At 62.8% G+C, this 13,884-nt stretch carries 13 protein-coding genes and 1 pseudogene; 4 read left to right on the top strand and 10 right to left on the bottom strand.

What is annotated here, in order from left to right; all coding sequences use genetic code 11:
* Positions 1 to 52: 52 nt before the first annotated feature.
* From aceB to JOE62_RS00885, 3 genes are read left to right on the top strand one after another with little or no spacing between them, the layout of a single operon-like run.
* Entirely contained in the window at positions 53 to 1,684 is a 1,632-nt protein-coding gene (gene aceB / locus JOE62_RS00895) for a malate synthase A (protein ID WP_204719630.1), read from the top strand.
* The gene (locus JOE62_RS00890) at positions 1,681 to 2,934 is read left to right on the top strand and encodes a DUF6986 family protein (protein WP_204719628.1); all 1,254 of its coding nucleotides are present in this window, start codon (positions 1,681 to 1,683) and stop codon (positions 2,932 to 2,934) included. The genes aceB and JOE62_RS00890 overlap by 4 nt, the downstream gene beginning before the upstream one ends.
* 10 nt (positions 2,935 to 2,944) lie before the next feature.
* Complete coding sequence (locus JOE62_RS00885; RefSeq protein ID WP_204719626.1) at positions 2,945 to 3,781, top strand: bifunctional allantoicase/(S)-ureidoglycine aminohydrolase; 837 nt, start codon at positions 2,945 to 2,947, stop codon at positions 3,779 to 3,781.
* A 1,004-nt stretch (positions 3,782 to 4,785) separates the two neighbouring features.
* Here the strand turns inward: JOE62_RS00885 and JOE62_RS00880 are convergent.
* From JOE62_RS00880 to JOE62_RS00860, 5 genes and pseudogenes are all read right to left on the bottom strand, one after another.
* Positions 4,786 to 5,003: pseudogene (locus JOE62_RS00880) on the bottom strand (Wadjet anti-phage system protein JetD domain-containing protein).
* A 67-nt stretch (positions 5,004 to 5,070) separates the two neighbouring features.
* Positions 5,071 to 5,325 (bottom strand): Txe/YoeB family addiction module toxin, encoded by a 255-nt coding sequence (locus JOE62_RS00875; protein WP_204719624.1) that lies wholly within the window; start codon positions 5,323 to 5,325, stop codon positions 5,071 to 5,073.
* Positions 5,326 to 5,577, bottom strand: a complete 252-nt coding sequence (locus JOE62_RS00870; RefSeq protein WP_204719622.1) for a type II toxin-antitoxin system Phd/YefM family antitoxin — start codon at positions 5,575 to 5,577, stop codon at positions 5,326 to 5,328.
* A gap of 356 nt (positions 5,578 to 5,933) precedes the next feature.
* A complete protein-coding gene (locus JOE62_RS00865) occupies positions 5,934 to 6,989 on the bottom strand; it encodes a CobW family GTP-binding protein (RefSeq protein WP_204719619.1) in 1,056 nt (351 codons plus the stop codon).
* Positions 6,990 to 7,082: 93 nt separating this feature from the next.
* A complete protein-coding gene (locus JOE62_RS00860) occupies positions 7,083 to 7,781 on the bottom strand; it encodes a maleylpyruvate isomerase family mycothiol-dependent enzyme (RefSeq protein WP_204719617.1) in 699 nt (232 codons plus the stop codon).
* Positions 7,782 to 7,985: 204 nt separating this feature from the next.
* Between JOE62_RS00860 and JOE62_RS00855 the strand changes: the two genes are divergently transcribed.
* Entirely contained in the window at positions 7,986 to 9,773 is a 1,788-nt protein-coding gene (locus tag JOE62_RS00855; RefSeq protein WP_204719615.1) for a plasmid pRiA4b ORF-3 family protein, read from the top strand.
* A 94-nt stretch (positions 9,774 to 9,867) separates the two neighbouring features.
* On the opposite strand, the gene JOE62_RS00850 is transcribed toward JOE62_RS00855, so the two are convergent.
* The 5 genes from JOE62_RS00850 to JOE62_RS00830 all read right to left on the bottom strand — a co-directional run bounded on the left by JOE62_RS00850 (position 9,868) and on the right by JOE62_RS00830 (position 13,880).
* The gene (locus JOE62_RS00850) at positions 9,868 to 10,068 is read right to left on the bottom strand and encodes a hypothetical protein (protein WP_204719613.1); all 201 of its coding nucleotides are present in this window, start codon (positions 10,066 to 10,068) and stop codon (positions 9,868 to 9,870) included.
* A 50-nt stretch (positions 10,069 to 10,118) separates the two neighbouring features.
* The gene (locus tag JOE62_RS00845; RefSeq protein ID WP_204719612.1) at positions 10,119 to 10,580 is read right to left on the bottom strand and encodes a DUF3817 domain-containing protein; all 462 of its coding nucleotides are present in this window, start codon (positions 10,578 to 10,580) and stop codon (positions 10,119 to 10,121) included.
* A gap of 342 nt (positions 10,581 to 10,922) precedes the next feature.
* Positions 10,923 to 11,084: a hypothetical protein gene (locus JOE62_RS00840; protein ID WP_204719610.1), complete on the bottom strand. Its 162-nt coding sequence runs from the start codon at positions 11,082 to 11,084 to the stop codon at positions 10,923 to 10,925.
* A gap of 138 nt (positions 11,085 to 11,222) precedes the next feature.
* Positions 11,223 to 11,879, bottom strand: a complete 657-nt coding sequence (locus JOE62_RS00835; RefSeq protein WP_204719607.1) for a class I SAM-dependent methyltransferase — start codon at positions 11,877 to 11,879, stop codon at positions 11,223 to 11,225.
* Between the two features lie 102 nt (positions 11,880 to 11,981).
* Positions 11,982 to 13,880 carry a cytochrome b/b6 domain-containing protein gene (locus JOE62_RS00830; protein ID WP_239543093.1) on the bottom strand — a complete coding sequence of 633 codons (1,899 nt, stop codon included), beginning with the start codon at positions 13,878 to 13,880 and terminating at the stop codon, positions 11,982 to 11,984.
* Between the last annotated feature and the right edge of the window lie 4 nt (positions 13,881 to 13,884).

Below are 13,884 nucleotides of genomic sequence, written 5' to 3'. Positions count from 1 at the left end.
TGTCAACGCATCCTTTCAATGGAACAGAGCACAAGAGGTTAAGGAACAACCCATGAGTATTGAAATCACCAGCATCCCCGATGTCGCCGATGCCCAGCAGATCCTCTCCGACGAGGCACTGGCCTTCATCGAGAAGCTGCACCAGAAGTTCGCCGGCACCCGCGACGAGCTGCTCGCCGCCCGCGGCGTGCGCCGCGAAGAGTTCTCCGCCGCCAAGTCCATCGACTTCGACCCGGAGACCGAATCCGTGCGCACCGGCGACTGGAAGGTCGCCGAAGCGCCCGAGGCGCTCAAGGACCGCCGTGTGGAGATCACCGGCCCGGCCTCCCCGGCCAAGATGGCGATCAACGCGCTGAACTCCGGCGCCAAGGTCTGGCTGGCCGACCTGGAAGATGCCTCGACCCCGAGCTGGTTCAACGTCATCGACGCGATTTCCAACCTCTCGGCCGCCGCCCGCGGCACCCTGGCCTTCACCGATGCGAAGACCGGCAAGTCCTACGCGCTGCGCACCGACGCCCCACGGGCTGTCGTGGTGGTCCGCCCCCGCGGCTGGCACCTGCCGGAGAACAACGTGCTCATCGACGGCAAGCCTGCCGTCGGCGCACTGGTGGACTTCGGCCTGCACTTCTTCCACAACGCGAAGGTGCTGGCAGAATCCGGCCAAGGACCGTTCTACTATCTTCCGAAGATGGAGCACTACCTGGAATCGCGCCTGTGGAACGAGGTCTTCACCTTCGCCCAGTCCGAGCTGGGCATCGCCCACGGCACCGTGCGCGCCACCATGCTCATCGAGACCATTCCGGCCGCTTTCCAGATGGAAGAGTTCCTCTACGAGCTGCGCGAGCACGCTTCGGGCTTGAACGCAGGCCGCTGGGACTACCTGTTCTCCATCATCAAGACCTTCCGCGAAGCCGGCGAGGCGTTCATCATGCCCGACCGCTCGGCCGTGTCGATGACCGCGCCGATGATGCGCGCCTACACCGAGCTGCTGGTCAAGACCTGCCACAAGCGCGGGGCATTCGCCATGGGCGGCATGGCCGCGTTCATCCCGAACCGCCGCGAACCGGAAGTCACCGCCGCCGCCTTCGACAAGGTCCGCGAGGACAAGTCCCGCGAGGCCAATGACGGATTCGACGGCTCCTGGGTGGCCCACCCGGACCTGGTCGACCTGTGCAAGGAGATCTTCGACGCGAAGCTCGGCGAGAAGCCGAACCAGATCGATCGCCAGCGCCCGGAGGTCGAGGTCACCGCAGCCCAGCTGCTGGACGTGGCCAGCGCCCCCGGCGATGTCACCGAGGCCGGCGTACGCGCCAACCTCTACGTGGCGGTGAACTACGTGGCCGTCTGGCTCTCGGGCAACGGCGCGGTCGCCATCCACAACCTGATGGAAGACGCCGCCACCGCCGAGATCTCGCGCTCGCAGATCTGGCAGCAGATCCGCAACCAGGTCGTGGCCGCCGATACCGGCAACACCATCACCGCCGAACTGGTGCAGACCATTCTCGCCGAAGAGGTTGAGAAGCTGCGCGGGGAAGTCAATGACGAGGCACGCTTTGCCGCGTACTACGAGCCGGCCGCGGAACTGATCGCGAAACTGACCAGCGGCAAGGACGAGGACTTCGCGGACTTCCTCACCACCCCTGCCTACGAACTCTTGGAAAAGGAATACGTGACCAAGCCATGAGCACCGTCTTCGATGAGTCAACGCTTGCCAGCGTAGAAGCCCAACTGGCTGATACCGACCACCTGCTGGAGCACTCCTACCCGGGAGACTCCGGCGCCCGCCAGCCCGTGCACACCGTGTACGTGCCGGGGGACAAGTTCACCGCCGGCCTGCCGGATGCCTGGGGCGCCAACGCCCTGGCCGCCGCCGGCAATGCCGCCGGGCTGGCCAAGCTGGCCGCCAAGCTGGATCTGGCCGAGCCCGAACGCCTGGGCGACCTGGTGGCCGCGAAGCTGGCAAGTGAACCCATCGAAGATCTGCGCCTCGATTTCGAGGATGGCTATGGCAACCGCACGGATGCCGAGGAGGACGCAGCCGTTCTGGCTGGCGCCGACTCGGTATCCGCTGCCGTAGCCGCCGGCAAGGCCCCGGCCTGCATCGGCATCCGCTTCAAGTGCTTCGAGGCCCCCACCCGGGCCCGCGGGATCCGCACCCTGGACCTGTTCATCTCGCGCCTGGTCGCCAACGGCGGCCTGCCCGAAGGACTGCGCCTGACCCTGCCGAAGGTCACCACGGTGGCCCAGGTCCAGGCCATGGTCTTCCTGGCCGAGAAGCTGGAGGAAGCCCACGGCCTGGAAGCCGGACGCATCCGCTTCGAGGTCCAGGTCGAGACCCCACAGGTGATCATCGCCGCGGACGGGACCCACCCGGTCGCCACCCTGATCCATGCCGGTCAGGGACGCGTCTCCTCGCTGCACTACGGCACCTACGACTACTCCGCCTCGCTGGGCGTGGCCGCCGGCTACCAGTCCATGGAGCACCCGGTGGCGGACTTCGCCAAGGACGTCATGCAGGTCGCCGTGGCAGGCACCGGTGTGGAACTGTCCGACGGCTCTACCAACATCCTGCCCGCCGGCGACCCGGAGAACGTCGCCGCCGCCTGGGAGCTGCACGCCCGCCTGGTGTCCCGCCATCTGGCCCGCGGCATCTACCAGGGTTGGGATATGCACGAGAACCAGCTGGTCACCCGCTACCTGGCCACCTTCGCCTTCTTCCGCGAGGGACTTCAGGCGGCCGGCACCCGGTTGCGCAACTACGTCCACCAGATCAACTCGGCCATCATGGACGAGCCAGCCACCGCGCGTGCCCTGGCCCGCTACATCCACCGCGGGGTCGCCTGCGGTGCGGTCACCGCCGACGAGGTCACCGAACTGGCCCAGATCACCCTGCCCGAACTCGAGGCGATCGCCTTGAACCGCTCCCACGCCTAAGGGTTACACCATGACTGTTCCTGCCATCCAGAACTCCTCGTCCTATTACTCGAACTTCGGCGGCCACCCGCCGCAGAGCGATCTGCTCACCGACCGCGCCATCGTCACCGAGGCCTACACCGTCATCCCCAAGGGCGTGCTGCGCGACATCGTCACCAGCGTCTTCCCCGAATGGACCAACACCCGCGCCTGGGTGCTGAACCGCCCAGTGGCCGGCGGCGCCACCACCTTCGCCCAGTCCATCGTGGAAGTCGCCCCCGGTGGCGGTGCCGAGAAGCCGGAGCCGCAGGCCGAGGTGCAGGGATTCATCTTCGTGCTCACCGGCCAGCTGACCCTTCTCATCGAGGGCACCGAGCATGTGCTGGTGGGCGGCGGCTTCGCCTACCTGCCAGCCGGCGCCATCTGGTCCGCCCGCAATGACGGCACCGAGACCACCAGCTTCCACTGGCTGCGCAAACGCTACGAAGTCCTGGCCGGCGTCGCGGCTCCGGGCCCGGTCGTGGGCAACGAACGTGACATCGAGCCTGGCCCGATGCCGGGCACCGATGGCAAGTGGCGCACCACGCGCATGCTGGATCCCAACGATGTAGCCTTCGACTTCGGTGTGAACATCGTGACCTTCGAACCGGGCGCGTCCATCCCGTTCGCCGAAACCCACGTCATGGAGCACGGCCTGTACGTGCTGGAAGGCAAGGGCGTGTACCGGATGAACGGCGACTGGGTCGAGGTCGAGGCCGGGGACTACATGTCGCTGCGTGCCTTCTGCCCGCAGGCTTGCTACGCCGGCGGCCCGGAGAACTTCCGCTACCTGCTCTACAAGGACCAGAACCGCCAGATCGCGTTGTAAGCGTTCATTTCCAGAGACTGCCGGGGCCGCACCCCGCGCTGACCCGCCGATTATCGGCGCACCGTGTCCTTTTCATGTTCCAGTGATGTTTTCTTTGCTCGGACGTGGTGGGCTGACGGCCGGGTCGCGCGGGATGCGACCTTTGGTTTTGGGTTCCCGGTTGTTGCCTGAGGACCAAACGATTATCAGAACCCATGTACCACAAACATCGGCAATATCGGTTGGCATCCGGGCAGGCGAGGGAAGCGCGAAATCAGCCAACGTTGGCTGTCTTGGAAGTGGGGGCTTATCCCTGCACGCGTGAGGAGCGTGAAATCGTCCAACGTTGGACGATTTCAAAGTGGAGGTCATGCACGACACTCGTGGGCAGCACTTTAGTTGTGTCCGCAGGAAAGACATGGATATGGGTTCGCCTTTCTGCCGGCAAATTCGGACTGGCGCTACGCTTCTGCTGAGATCATGTGTTGATGCTCCACAGGATCGATGACCTGACCCGAGCATTCGCCAGTGGACAGGGCAGCAGGATGAATCATTTGCGTGCCCGTAATCGGTGAAAAAATCCGCTATCTGTAATTGCAGCAACGGCAATCTGTAATTGTTGAAACGGGCCATGTAATTGTTGGCAGTTATAAAAAATGCTCCGGAACGATCACGACTTCAGCTGTGGTGCGCACCGTCGTGGTGACCTTCCCCGACCAGTCCAGAGCGGTCAGGCACGTCGATTCGCCGCTCCAAAGCAAGCCATTTTCCGGCTATCCGCTGAAGATCAGCCGCCACATGTGCGTGCGGTGTGGTGAGTGAAAATTCATGGTTTCAACCTCGCGCTACTGTGCCGCCGGGGCGGAAGACACGAGGGGTGTCGCAACCCCCTAGTTCGGTGCGCAACGTAGCCAGCACATGGTCCCGGGGGATGCGTTCCTGCTCAAGGCGCAGCCCACCTTGGATGCGCAGTAATTCGTAGGCCTCGACCTTGTTGGGCAGCAATTCTGCAGACTCCGCCCGGGTCAGTCCTTGGCAGGGGGTGCCGCCAGCTGCGCGAAGCGCTGGAGCGTTCCGAGGTCCATCATCACTGATCGGGCATCGGGCTGCACGCTGCGCAATGACGCCAGGATTGCCAGTCCATCCAGATCAAGATCGCCCCAGTACAGCACCTCGATACGCACCACCCAAGGAATCGGAGCACACAGCGTACGTCATAACCGTCGCCGTGCAGCGCAACCACCCCGGGCAGTTCGGGCAGGGACAGCAGCGTCTGCAGGTTTTCTACGATTAGTACGGCCGGACGCCATTCAATAGTGGTATCGGGCTTGAAGGAAGATCAAGTCTTCTTCGATCACGATGCTGACCAGTCGGTGTTCGTCGGTAATCCGACGGGACCATGAGCCGGAGGCCCCGTATTTCAGCTGTTCGGGCTTTCCAATCCCTTGGAAGGGATCCCGAAGGCATGCTTCGATCAAGGTGTTGACTCTCTTGAGAACGCGCCGGTCGGCCGTTTGCCAGTGAACGTAGTCGTCCCATCCTGCCCGATCCCAGACGAGCCGCACTTATTCGTCCCAGTCGAGCTCGTGGGTTTCTGTTATTCCCGACCGTGCACGTTCGTAGGCATCCAAGAGCCGCCGGGCATTGGCTGGCGAGCGGAAGAGGTACGCGGTCTCTTGCCATGCTGCGTATTCATCTGCTGCCATGAGAACAGCATTTCCCTTGCGTGACACGATTTCGACAGCTTGGCGATCATCGTTGACTTGCTCAATCAATGGAAAGAGCGTCTTGCGGGCTTCGCTTGCACTAGTGGACATCTCGGACTCCTTCCACTACTCGCCGTACCACTTAATGGTTCGACTTAACTGCGGTGTGGGGAAGTGCCCGTCCGACTGGAAAGCCCCGTGCAACTGCGCCGCGAGGGGCGGCGCCGCCGCTAAGGGAACGCGCCAATAGGCGTGTAACATCTCCAGTAAGTCCAGCGTAATTAACGGCCAAGTCAGGCATGTTCCTTGGCGATTGAGGTCGTCGCCAGTGTTGCAGCATGATTCACATTGACATTTGCCGGCGGACTCGTAGGTGGCTCAGGCAGACGCGGAAATTTTCAAGTCGAGTGAGTCCAAGGGCCGTAGATGCCCTCGATGCCAACCTGCTAACGTCAGCCCCGCACCAGCTAGAACCCTTCAGCAGAAGGCTCGTCCGCGGCATCTGCTGCATCGCTGCTCAAGATCAGCCGCCGTTCCAACCGGGTGAGATTCCTCGGGGAAGGATCTTCGCAGGCGGGCGCCAAGGCCGCCGCCAACGCTTCGCCGACCGCCGTCTCATCCAGTCCCATGCCCACTGCGACCAGCGCGTCATCGGCCGGGTCGCTGTGGGGAGTGGCATCCGCGAAATGGATCTGCCGGCCCACCATGTTTACCAAGAAGCGTTGCGTGCCTTGAGCGGTGCGCAGCTTCACGTGCCCCTTGAGCCGGTAGGCCGCGGCCGGCGGTTGCTCGAGCAGATCCAGTAAGGCACCCGGGTCTGCCGCTTTGGGGCAGCGCACCGTCACCGCGTTGGCATGCGGAGCATGCTCGTGGTCGTGGTGCGGGCGGGAGGCGGCTGCCAACGGCAGCTCGTCGATCGGGTCTTCGTCCAAGGCGATGTCGAACACCAGCTCGGGGTCTAAGGCGGCGTGCGAGGCCGGGATGATGGCCACGTGCGGGTTGACGTCCCGGATCCGTCCGCTGATCCGCTCCAACACCGCGTCGCGGTGCTCTGGAGCAATGCGATCCAGCTTGTTGACCACCACCATGCTGGTGGCGCTGAAACGTGCCGGGGCCATCGCAGCGGTATCCACGGTGTGCTCATGCTCCACCGCGTCGATCACGTCGATAATGCCGCCGAAGCGCACCCCGTGGGCCTTGCCGAAGCGCAGCAGCCGGTCCACGTTGATCGGATCCGCGGCGCCGCTGGCCTCCACGATGATGGCATCCAGGCGCAGCCGCGGCTGGCCCAGCTTTTCCAGCAACTCATCCAGGCCGCTGCTGTCGGACAGGCAGCAGACGCAGCCGCCGGCAATGGATTCGGCCGCATCGATCTGGCCGGTGATCAGCCCGGTATCCACGTTGACCTTGCCGATGTCATTGATGATGACCCCTACCCGGGTGCCCGGGCGGACCAGCAGGCGGTTGAGCAGGCTGGTCTTGCCTGCACCCAGATATCCGGTGAGCACGATGACAGGGATCAATGCCGGCTCCTTTTCAGATCGACAAGCGGGCCGAGTCCATTCTCCTCGTTCAGCCAACCGTTGCCGCGTGCTGACACGCCTGCCAGAAGGCGGCTACCAGGCAGGCAATGCCGGAATCGGCCCGTCGGCCTCGATATGCCGTGCCTGGCCGCGGGCCAGCCATTCGATCAGGCCTTCGCGGTCCGAGCGCACCTTCAGCGCGCCGTCGCCGATGACCCATTCATCGCCCTCTTCGGTCACCAGCGTCATGCCCGGGGCGTTCTTCACGCGCATGGTCCGCACGGCGGCTTCGACGGCGTTCTCCTGGGAATCCGGATCGGCTTCCTCGATGGTCCAGGCGGTATCGAGATCGTGGTGGTGGATGACTACCTCGGCGATGCGCAGCGCCACGATGGAGGTCGCCGGAATGATCTTGCCGTGCAGGTCCACCTCTTCGACGGCCAGTTCGCCGCTGAGCCGTTCGCACTGCTCGGCGAAGTAGGCGGCCGCGTCTTGGAACTTCTTGATCAGTTCCTCGCGCGGCAGGGCCGCCAGCTCATTGATCTCCGCATCGCGGGCCTCGCGCGAGGCATAGAGCTCCTGTGGTTCTCCGCTGGTGGCCCAATCGATGAGCTTGACCAGGCTCCGGCCGTTGGAGGCCAGGTGCGCGATGACATGCGCACGGCTCCAGCCTTCGCACAGCGAGGCGGCAGCCATTTCTTCGGTGGACAGGGTCTCGATCGTGGCCGACATCATCGCGGTTTCGCGGCTGAGTCGTGACAGGTCCGAGTGCAGGCGGGCAGTGTTGATCATGAAGTCACCCTACCAACGCGGGCGCTGAAGCAGCACTGGTTACGACATAGATACTGAATGCGACTCGATTCATATCCGCACTGTTTGGGCACCAGCTGCTCGGGCAATTCTGATTTGGAAAAACACGCGTCCGGCATCCTTCTCCAGCAACCGGCAGCCACGTAGCCTTGGGAGTAGAAGGCAAATGAGCAGGAAAGTAGTCCAATGGCGAAGAAAAAGAAGAAGCAGAAGCCCAAGCAGGGACATCCGGCACGCCTGCAAGCGGGCGTCGTCTCCATGGACCGCGTGAAGGTCGGGCGAGGCCTGGACGCGCTCACCGGGCAGTTCGTGCAGTGGGCCGCCAAATACCGGGATGATCCCGAAATGACGATGATGCTCCTTGCCACGGTGCGTGAAACCCTGGGCATCTACGCCGAAGTTGTCGGCCTGGACAAGGTGACCGATTTCGACCCGCCAAAACTGCTTGCAGTGCTCAGTTCAATGCTTGAATTCGAAGAAGCCGAAGATCCCGAAGCTGCTGCCAGCGGACTGGGAACCATGATCTTCATGGCTTGGTCGGACTACGCAGAGTTCCTGCGCGATTCAGGCCTGTGGGAGCGCGAAGACGAAAGCCTGGAGTGGTTCCTGGAGGCACTGGAAGCCCATGATCCATTCGGCGACGAAGACGACTTCGACGACAACGATGAAATTGACGGGATCATCGCATCTGACGAAGCTTCGGCGGCTGCCCTGGCAGAGATCGCGGCGATGCCGATCAGCAAGCTGGCCCGTGCTGCCTTGCCTTGGGTCCTTGGCGAAGGCAAGAAGCTGTGGGGCAGCATGCCGGTACCCGAATTCTTGGAAACTGCCGCAACAGCGCTCGCCGATCACGTGCCTGCGGGCGTCGATGAATCGCGCCGGCCCGTTGTGTTGGGCGTAGTGCTCACAGCGCTGGAATCAGTCAATGCCGTCAAGTTGCCCGATAAGGGAAAGCCTGAACGCGGCCTGACGTACGAAGACATCATGGAGCATGAAGACGCCGACTCTTTCGAGGTGAACTTCTACTTCATCCAAGCCTGCCTGGACTTGTTCATGGAGAAGCCTGAGGGCATGGAGGAAGCAAGCCTCCAGGCTTGGGGGCTGGCCGCATTCTGGATCGTCGAGGGAATCGATGGCAACCCGCATCGCGTGGATGCCCAACGCGATGAACAATGGTCTCCAGAGGTTTGGGAAACAGCGCACGTGCACATGCATGAACTGAGCTCGCTCGGCCTTCTCGAAGAAGGTGAAGCCTACACCGTGCCGACTATTGTCCGGCTCGCGATTACCGACGTTGAGAATGACCTGCTCGATGGTGAGGATGAATTCGACGATGCCGAGTTCGACGCGCTGTTCGGCCCGGACGATGACGAGCCGAAGCGCCTGAAGCGCGAGGAACCGTACACCGGCAAGGTGCTGCAGCTGAAGTTGACCCTCAAGGAGGCCAAACCGCCGATCTGGCGTCGTGTGCTCGTGCCCATGGACCTGAACCTCGGCGACCTGCACGACATCATCCAGGCGAGCTTCGACTGGTACGACGGGCACCTGCACATCTTCTATGAGGGCGGTTTCGGCGGCACGTCATATGGTCCAAAAATTGACGACATGGACTACGAGAAGAATGAAGCGGAAACGCTGGTTTCTTCGTTGCTGAAGAAGGAAAAAGACCGCCTGGATTACATGTACGACTTCGGGGACGGCTGGGAAATCCGCATTGACGTCGAGAAGATCCTGGATGCCGATGGCGGCCACCTGCCACGCTGCACCGGCGGCCGGCGCATGGCCCCGATGGAAGATAGCGGCGGGGTCGGCGGCTGGGAAGCCAAGCTGGAAATTCTTGATGACCCGACGGACCCGGAGTACGAGGAAGTGAGAGATTGGCTCTCGAGCTTCGGTGGCGATGAAGAAGACGCGGTCGATCCGGCGTATTTCAGCAAGGAAGACATCAACGCCCACCTGGAGCTCGAGTTCTAGGAAGTGCCGCGGCACGCCAAACTGCCCGGCCCGATTCAATGCATGAATCGAGCAGGGCGGTTTGGCTGAAGCGAGTGAGTGATTGTTCCCGGATCTAGCTGGCCGCGCCAGACGCGGATGGGACTTCGAAGGCGGCTAGCGGTTCGGCGCCCTCATGCGAGTCGCCCCAGTAGCCTTCTTCGGTGATCTGTTCAGCCGTGTAGTCGTTTTTCGTCCAGCCTCCCGGTGCGCGGACGTAGAAGGGCACCATGTGGTCGTTGGTGTGGCGGCCCAGCGATGCCCAGGTCCTCGGCATCCGCCATCAGTCTTCGCGAAGGAGGGGCGTCGTTGCATGGGAAGCCTGCGCTAGGCGCGGCCGCCTGGAGGGCCCAGGATCAGCATGACGGTGAAGATCAGTGCGACAATCACGACGGCGGTCACCGCAGTTAAAACCGGTCGGCCAACCATCCAGCGGAACAGCGTATCGATCCGCTTGTCATCGTTCGGGTGATCGCTCTTGGTGGTGCGCCATTCGCCTTCCAGTCGTCCCTGCTTTTCCAAGCGGCGTTCATAAGGGATGGTCAGGTAGGGGACCACCGAGGTAGCCGCGGTCAGCACGATGGAGCGCTTGCTCCAGCGCTGGTTGATGCCAACCAGCACGCCGGTGGCGACATAGGAAAGGAAGACGAAACCGTGTACGAATCCGGCAATGGAAACCGGCCAGTCGCCCACTTTCACGACATACTTCAGGATCATGGCGATGATCAGCAGCGTCCAAGTGACTGCCTCGGCCCGGGCAACGATGCGGAATAAAGTGCGTGGCGACATAGCTTGATTTCTGTCCCTCGGAATTGCGAATAAACCGGTTCTCCGTTCAGAACCCATCCGAGTCTAGAGGGCGCGGCTGTGCACATCATTTGAACGCGGGGCAGACCTTGAGCCCGGTCGAGGGCGGCAAATGGCCACCCCGTCCGCCGGAATCTGTGGTGAACGGGATGGCTGCGGCGGGGCCGCTCTGTTCAGGCCGCGGATAAGCCCTGCAGCTCGCCGTGGCGCTTGCCCGGGCGGGCATGAAAACACCCCTATGGCCGGACTGCAGGGTTGCAGACCTGCCATAGGAGTGTCGATAAGCGTGGACGTATGTCTAACTAGCTGCCCGCGCAGGAGGTCCTAGACTTCCGGGCTAGCGTCCAGCGCGGCCCCGTGGGGAGTCGCACCGCCTTCATCGGTCCAGTCCTGGCCAACTTCGTCATTCAATGCAGGGTCGGAAATGGTATCGGGCTCTTCGGCTTCTGCCTTGTTCACCTGGGCTTCAGAGTTGTTCTCGGTCATGAATCCATCCCTTTCGTTGGTTGGATTGCCAACCTAGCAAGGATCAGCGGACTTTAAAACCTGAATGGCTCCATTTCCAGCAAGCCTTGAGCAATCCAACAGTGCGCGTCAACCGGCTTCACGGCCAGAACCTATTCCTCACGCTATGCGCTGCACGAATACGACGGAGTCTTCCAAGGTTGCAGGATTGCCGTCCGGTGCCATGATGCTGCGTTCGCGGATCTCTGCGCACAGCACCTCCCACTGCTCAGGGTCCAGCTCCAGGGCCGACAGTTCCTCTTCCGGGCTGGGGAACGCGGGCATCGGGTGATCGGGATTGCCGGCGAAGGAAGGCATGGAGGCGTGGGACAGTGCCAGCAGATGGCCGCCCGGTGCGACCAGCGTTGCCGCCTTGCGCAGGAAGTCGGCGCGGGAGAATTCGAAAGGTGCCTGGAAGAAGCTCAAGGTCACCAGATCAAAGGTCTCCTCGGTATTCCACGCGGCCAGATCCGAGGCGATGAAGCGGGCCTGTTCCGCATCCAGGCCAAGCTTGGCGGCTTCTTCCGCGGCGCGTTTCACGGCGGTGGGCGAGATATCGATACCGGTGGCCTTCCAGCCATTGGCTGCCAGCCACAACACATCGCCTCCCTCGCCGCAGCCGATGTCCAGCGATGCGCCGGCGGGCAACGGGGCAACTAACTCTTCGATGACTTGGTTGACCTTGCCTGACCAGATCCGCTCGGATTGGCCGTAGTGGTTTTCCCAGAAGGCGACGCTGTCGAGTTGCGTGGTGTGGTGTTCGTGATGGTGGCTCATCCTTGGTGTTCCCCATTCGTCAGTAAGGCCGTTATTGAAGACCTTACTGACGATGGGCCCCGTACGCGATCAGTTTTGCGCCAGAGGCAAGAACTATTGTTTCTACCTTGCACTGACTTTGCCGAAGAGGCGGGCAATGGAGGCTAGGATCATCGGCCTGCAGGCCAGCCACGCACCGGCGATCACCAGCAGGGAAAGCGCGAAGAAGAGCAGCCCGGCCCAGTTATCCGCATACGCGGCGGGATCGGTGGATCCCTGGGCCGCATACATGTGGTTCAGGTTGCGCAGCGCCCCGGTGGAGAACACCAGGATCACGTGCACGATGATGAACAGCACGAAGTACAGCATGGTGGGGAAGTGCAGGGCTCGGGCCACCTCAATCGGGTACTTCTTGGTCAGTGCTGGCATGTTCTTTGGCCAGAATGCGCTCATCCGGTAACCGGTGATCGCCGCTACCGGAGCTGCAATGAACACGGTGGTGAAGTAGGCCAGCTGCTGCAGCGAGTTGTAGTTCACCCAGCCGTTTTCGGTAGGCCAATCCAGAGTCAGGTATTGCAAGGCCGCGGAAATCGCGTTCGGGAAGACCTCCCACGATGTCGGGACAATGCGCATCCAGTGGCCTGTGGCGAACAGCAGCACGAGGAACACCAAGCCATTGACCAGCCACAGCAGGTCAAGGCCCTGGTGCAGCCAGAGGTTGATGCTCACCTTCGGGCTGCGCTTCGACGACCAATAGGCAGGCGGCTTCTTTTGATGCCTGACCAGCATGCCCGAGCGGATGATCAGGACCATGAGGAAGAAGTTGAAGAAGTGGTTCCATGCCAGCCAGCCGGGGAAGCCGATGGGTGCTGATTCCGGCAGATGGTATTCGCCCGGGTAGCGTTCCATGAAGGACTCGACCCCATCGATTCCGGCAATGCCGCGGGCAATGAGCACCACGGCAGTGGCCAGGCCCAATGCGGCGAACGCGCCGACGATTCCAGCGAGCACCCACTGCTTGGTGGTCAGCGGACCATGCTTGACCGCTTCCTTCTTGCTCTTTGCCGAGGCCTGGGGCTTCGGGGTGATTGCAGGCTTTGCGGAAGATGCCTTTTCTGCAGCCACCTTTGGCGCCGCCGGAGCCGCAGACTGCTGCATGCCCATGCGGGTACGTGCAGGGGCAGCTGGCGTTTCATCTGCCGTGGCCGAGGGAGCGGCCTTCGCACTGGATGCCTGGTCAACCGGTTCAGCCGGTGCTGGTCCGGCCTTCGCCGGTGCGGCCGGTGCGGCTTGGGCGTCTTCAGCAACGGGAGCAGGCGCAACCGGGGCGGCAACAGCAACGTTTTCTGGAACGCTGGCCGCAGGTTCCGCAGGTTCCGCAGGTTCCACAGGTGCCGCAGATGCTGCCGGGGCCGCTGCGACTACGGGTACAGCCACGAATGAACTTGGCGGCCAGGCTTCTGCACCAGCGGTCCGCGGAAGTCCGCGGCGAACTGCCGGTGCATCTGCACTGGAATTCGCCGCGGCCGGTGCCGCATTCGCCGGGGGAACTGGTTCACTGGCTGCCGGCGCCGCTTCAACGGCTGAAGCCTTGGCCGGTTCGGCGACCGGCGTGGTTGCGGGCTCGGAAGCCGGTTCAGCCGCCGACTTTTGCTGCGACGCAGATGCAGGAGCGCTCGCTGCACCAGGAATTCCTGCAGGAGGCCATGGCTCGCCGCCTGCAACTCGTGGCAGGCCCCGGCGCAACGATCCAGCTACCGGTGCCTGGCTGGCAACAGTCTGCGCGGACGCAGCGCTGGCCGCGGCAACAGCAGGTGTTTCGGCAGGCGTTGGTTCGGCGGGAGCAGGTGCGCCGACGGGCTGTTCGCGAACGGGCTTGGCAACTGGCTCAGTCTTCGTGGGCTCCGCAACGGTTGCGTCAGCGGTGGCGGCCATGGAAGCGAACAGCTCGGCCGGGGGCCAGGGCTCGCCGCCGGCAACACGGGGCAGGCCCTGCCGGATGGATTGCTCAGGTTCATTCATGGCA

Origin of the sequence: Glutamicibacter nicotianae (genome assembly GCF_016907615.1) — a bacterium.
GTDB classification, from domain to species: domain Bacteria; phylum Actinomycetota; class Actinomycetes; order Actinomycetales; family Micrococcaceae; genus Glutamicibacter; species Glutamicibacter nicotianae.
The sequence above is the reverse complement of the archived record's forward strand: the minus strand, read 5'-3'. Positions and strand labels throughout refer to the sequence as shown.

Bases quoted from the DNA above. Each gene is read 5' to 3' on its own strand.
- aceB (WP_204719630.1), top strand. From the start codon at position 53: ATGAGTATTGAAATCACCAGCATCCCCGATGTCGCCGATGCCCAGCAG.
- JOE62_RS00890 (WP_204719628.1), top strand. From the start codon at position 1,681: ATGAGCACCGTCTTCGATGAGTCAACGCTTGCCAGCGTAGAAGCCCAA.
- JOE62_RS00885 (WP_204719626.1), top strand. From the start codon at position 2,945: ATGACTGTTCCTGCCATCCAGAACTCCTCGTCCTATTACTCGAACTTC.
- JOE62_RS00870 (WP_204719622.1), bottom strand. From the start codon at position 5,577: ATGTCCACTAGTGCAAGCGAAGCCCGCAAGACGCTCTTTCCATTGATT.
- JOE62_RS00860 (WP_204719617.1), bottom strand. From the start codon at position 7,781: ATGATCAACACTGCCCGCCTGCACTCGGACCTGTCACGACTCAGCCGC.
- JOE62_RS00855 (WP_204719615.1), top strand. From the start codon at position 7,986: ATGGCGAAGAAAAAGAAGAAGCAGAAGCCCAAGCAGGGACATCCGGCA.
- JOE62_RS00850 (WP_204719613.1), bottom strand. From the start codon at position 10,068: ATGCCGAGGACCTGGGCATCGCTGGGCCGCCACACCAACGACCACATG.
- JOE62_RS00845 (WP_204719612.1), bottom strand. From the start codon at position 10,580: ATGTCGCCACGCACTTTATTCCGCATCGTTGCCCGGGCCGAGGCAGTC.
- JOE62_RS00840 (WP_204719610.1), bottom strand. From the start codon at position 11,084: ATGACCGAGAACAACTCTGAAGCCCAGGTGAACAAGGCAGAAGCCGAA.
- JOE62_RS00835 (WP_204719607.1), bottom strand. From the start codon at position 11,879: ATGAGCCACCATCACGAACACCACACCACGCAACTCGACAGCGTCGCC.
- JOE62_RS00830 (WP_239543093.1), bottom strand. From the start codon at position 13,880: ATGAATGAACCTGAGCAATCCATCCGGCAGGGCCTGCCCCGTGTTGCC.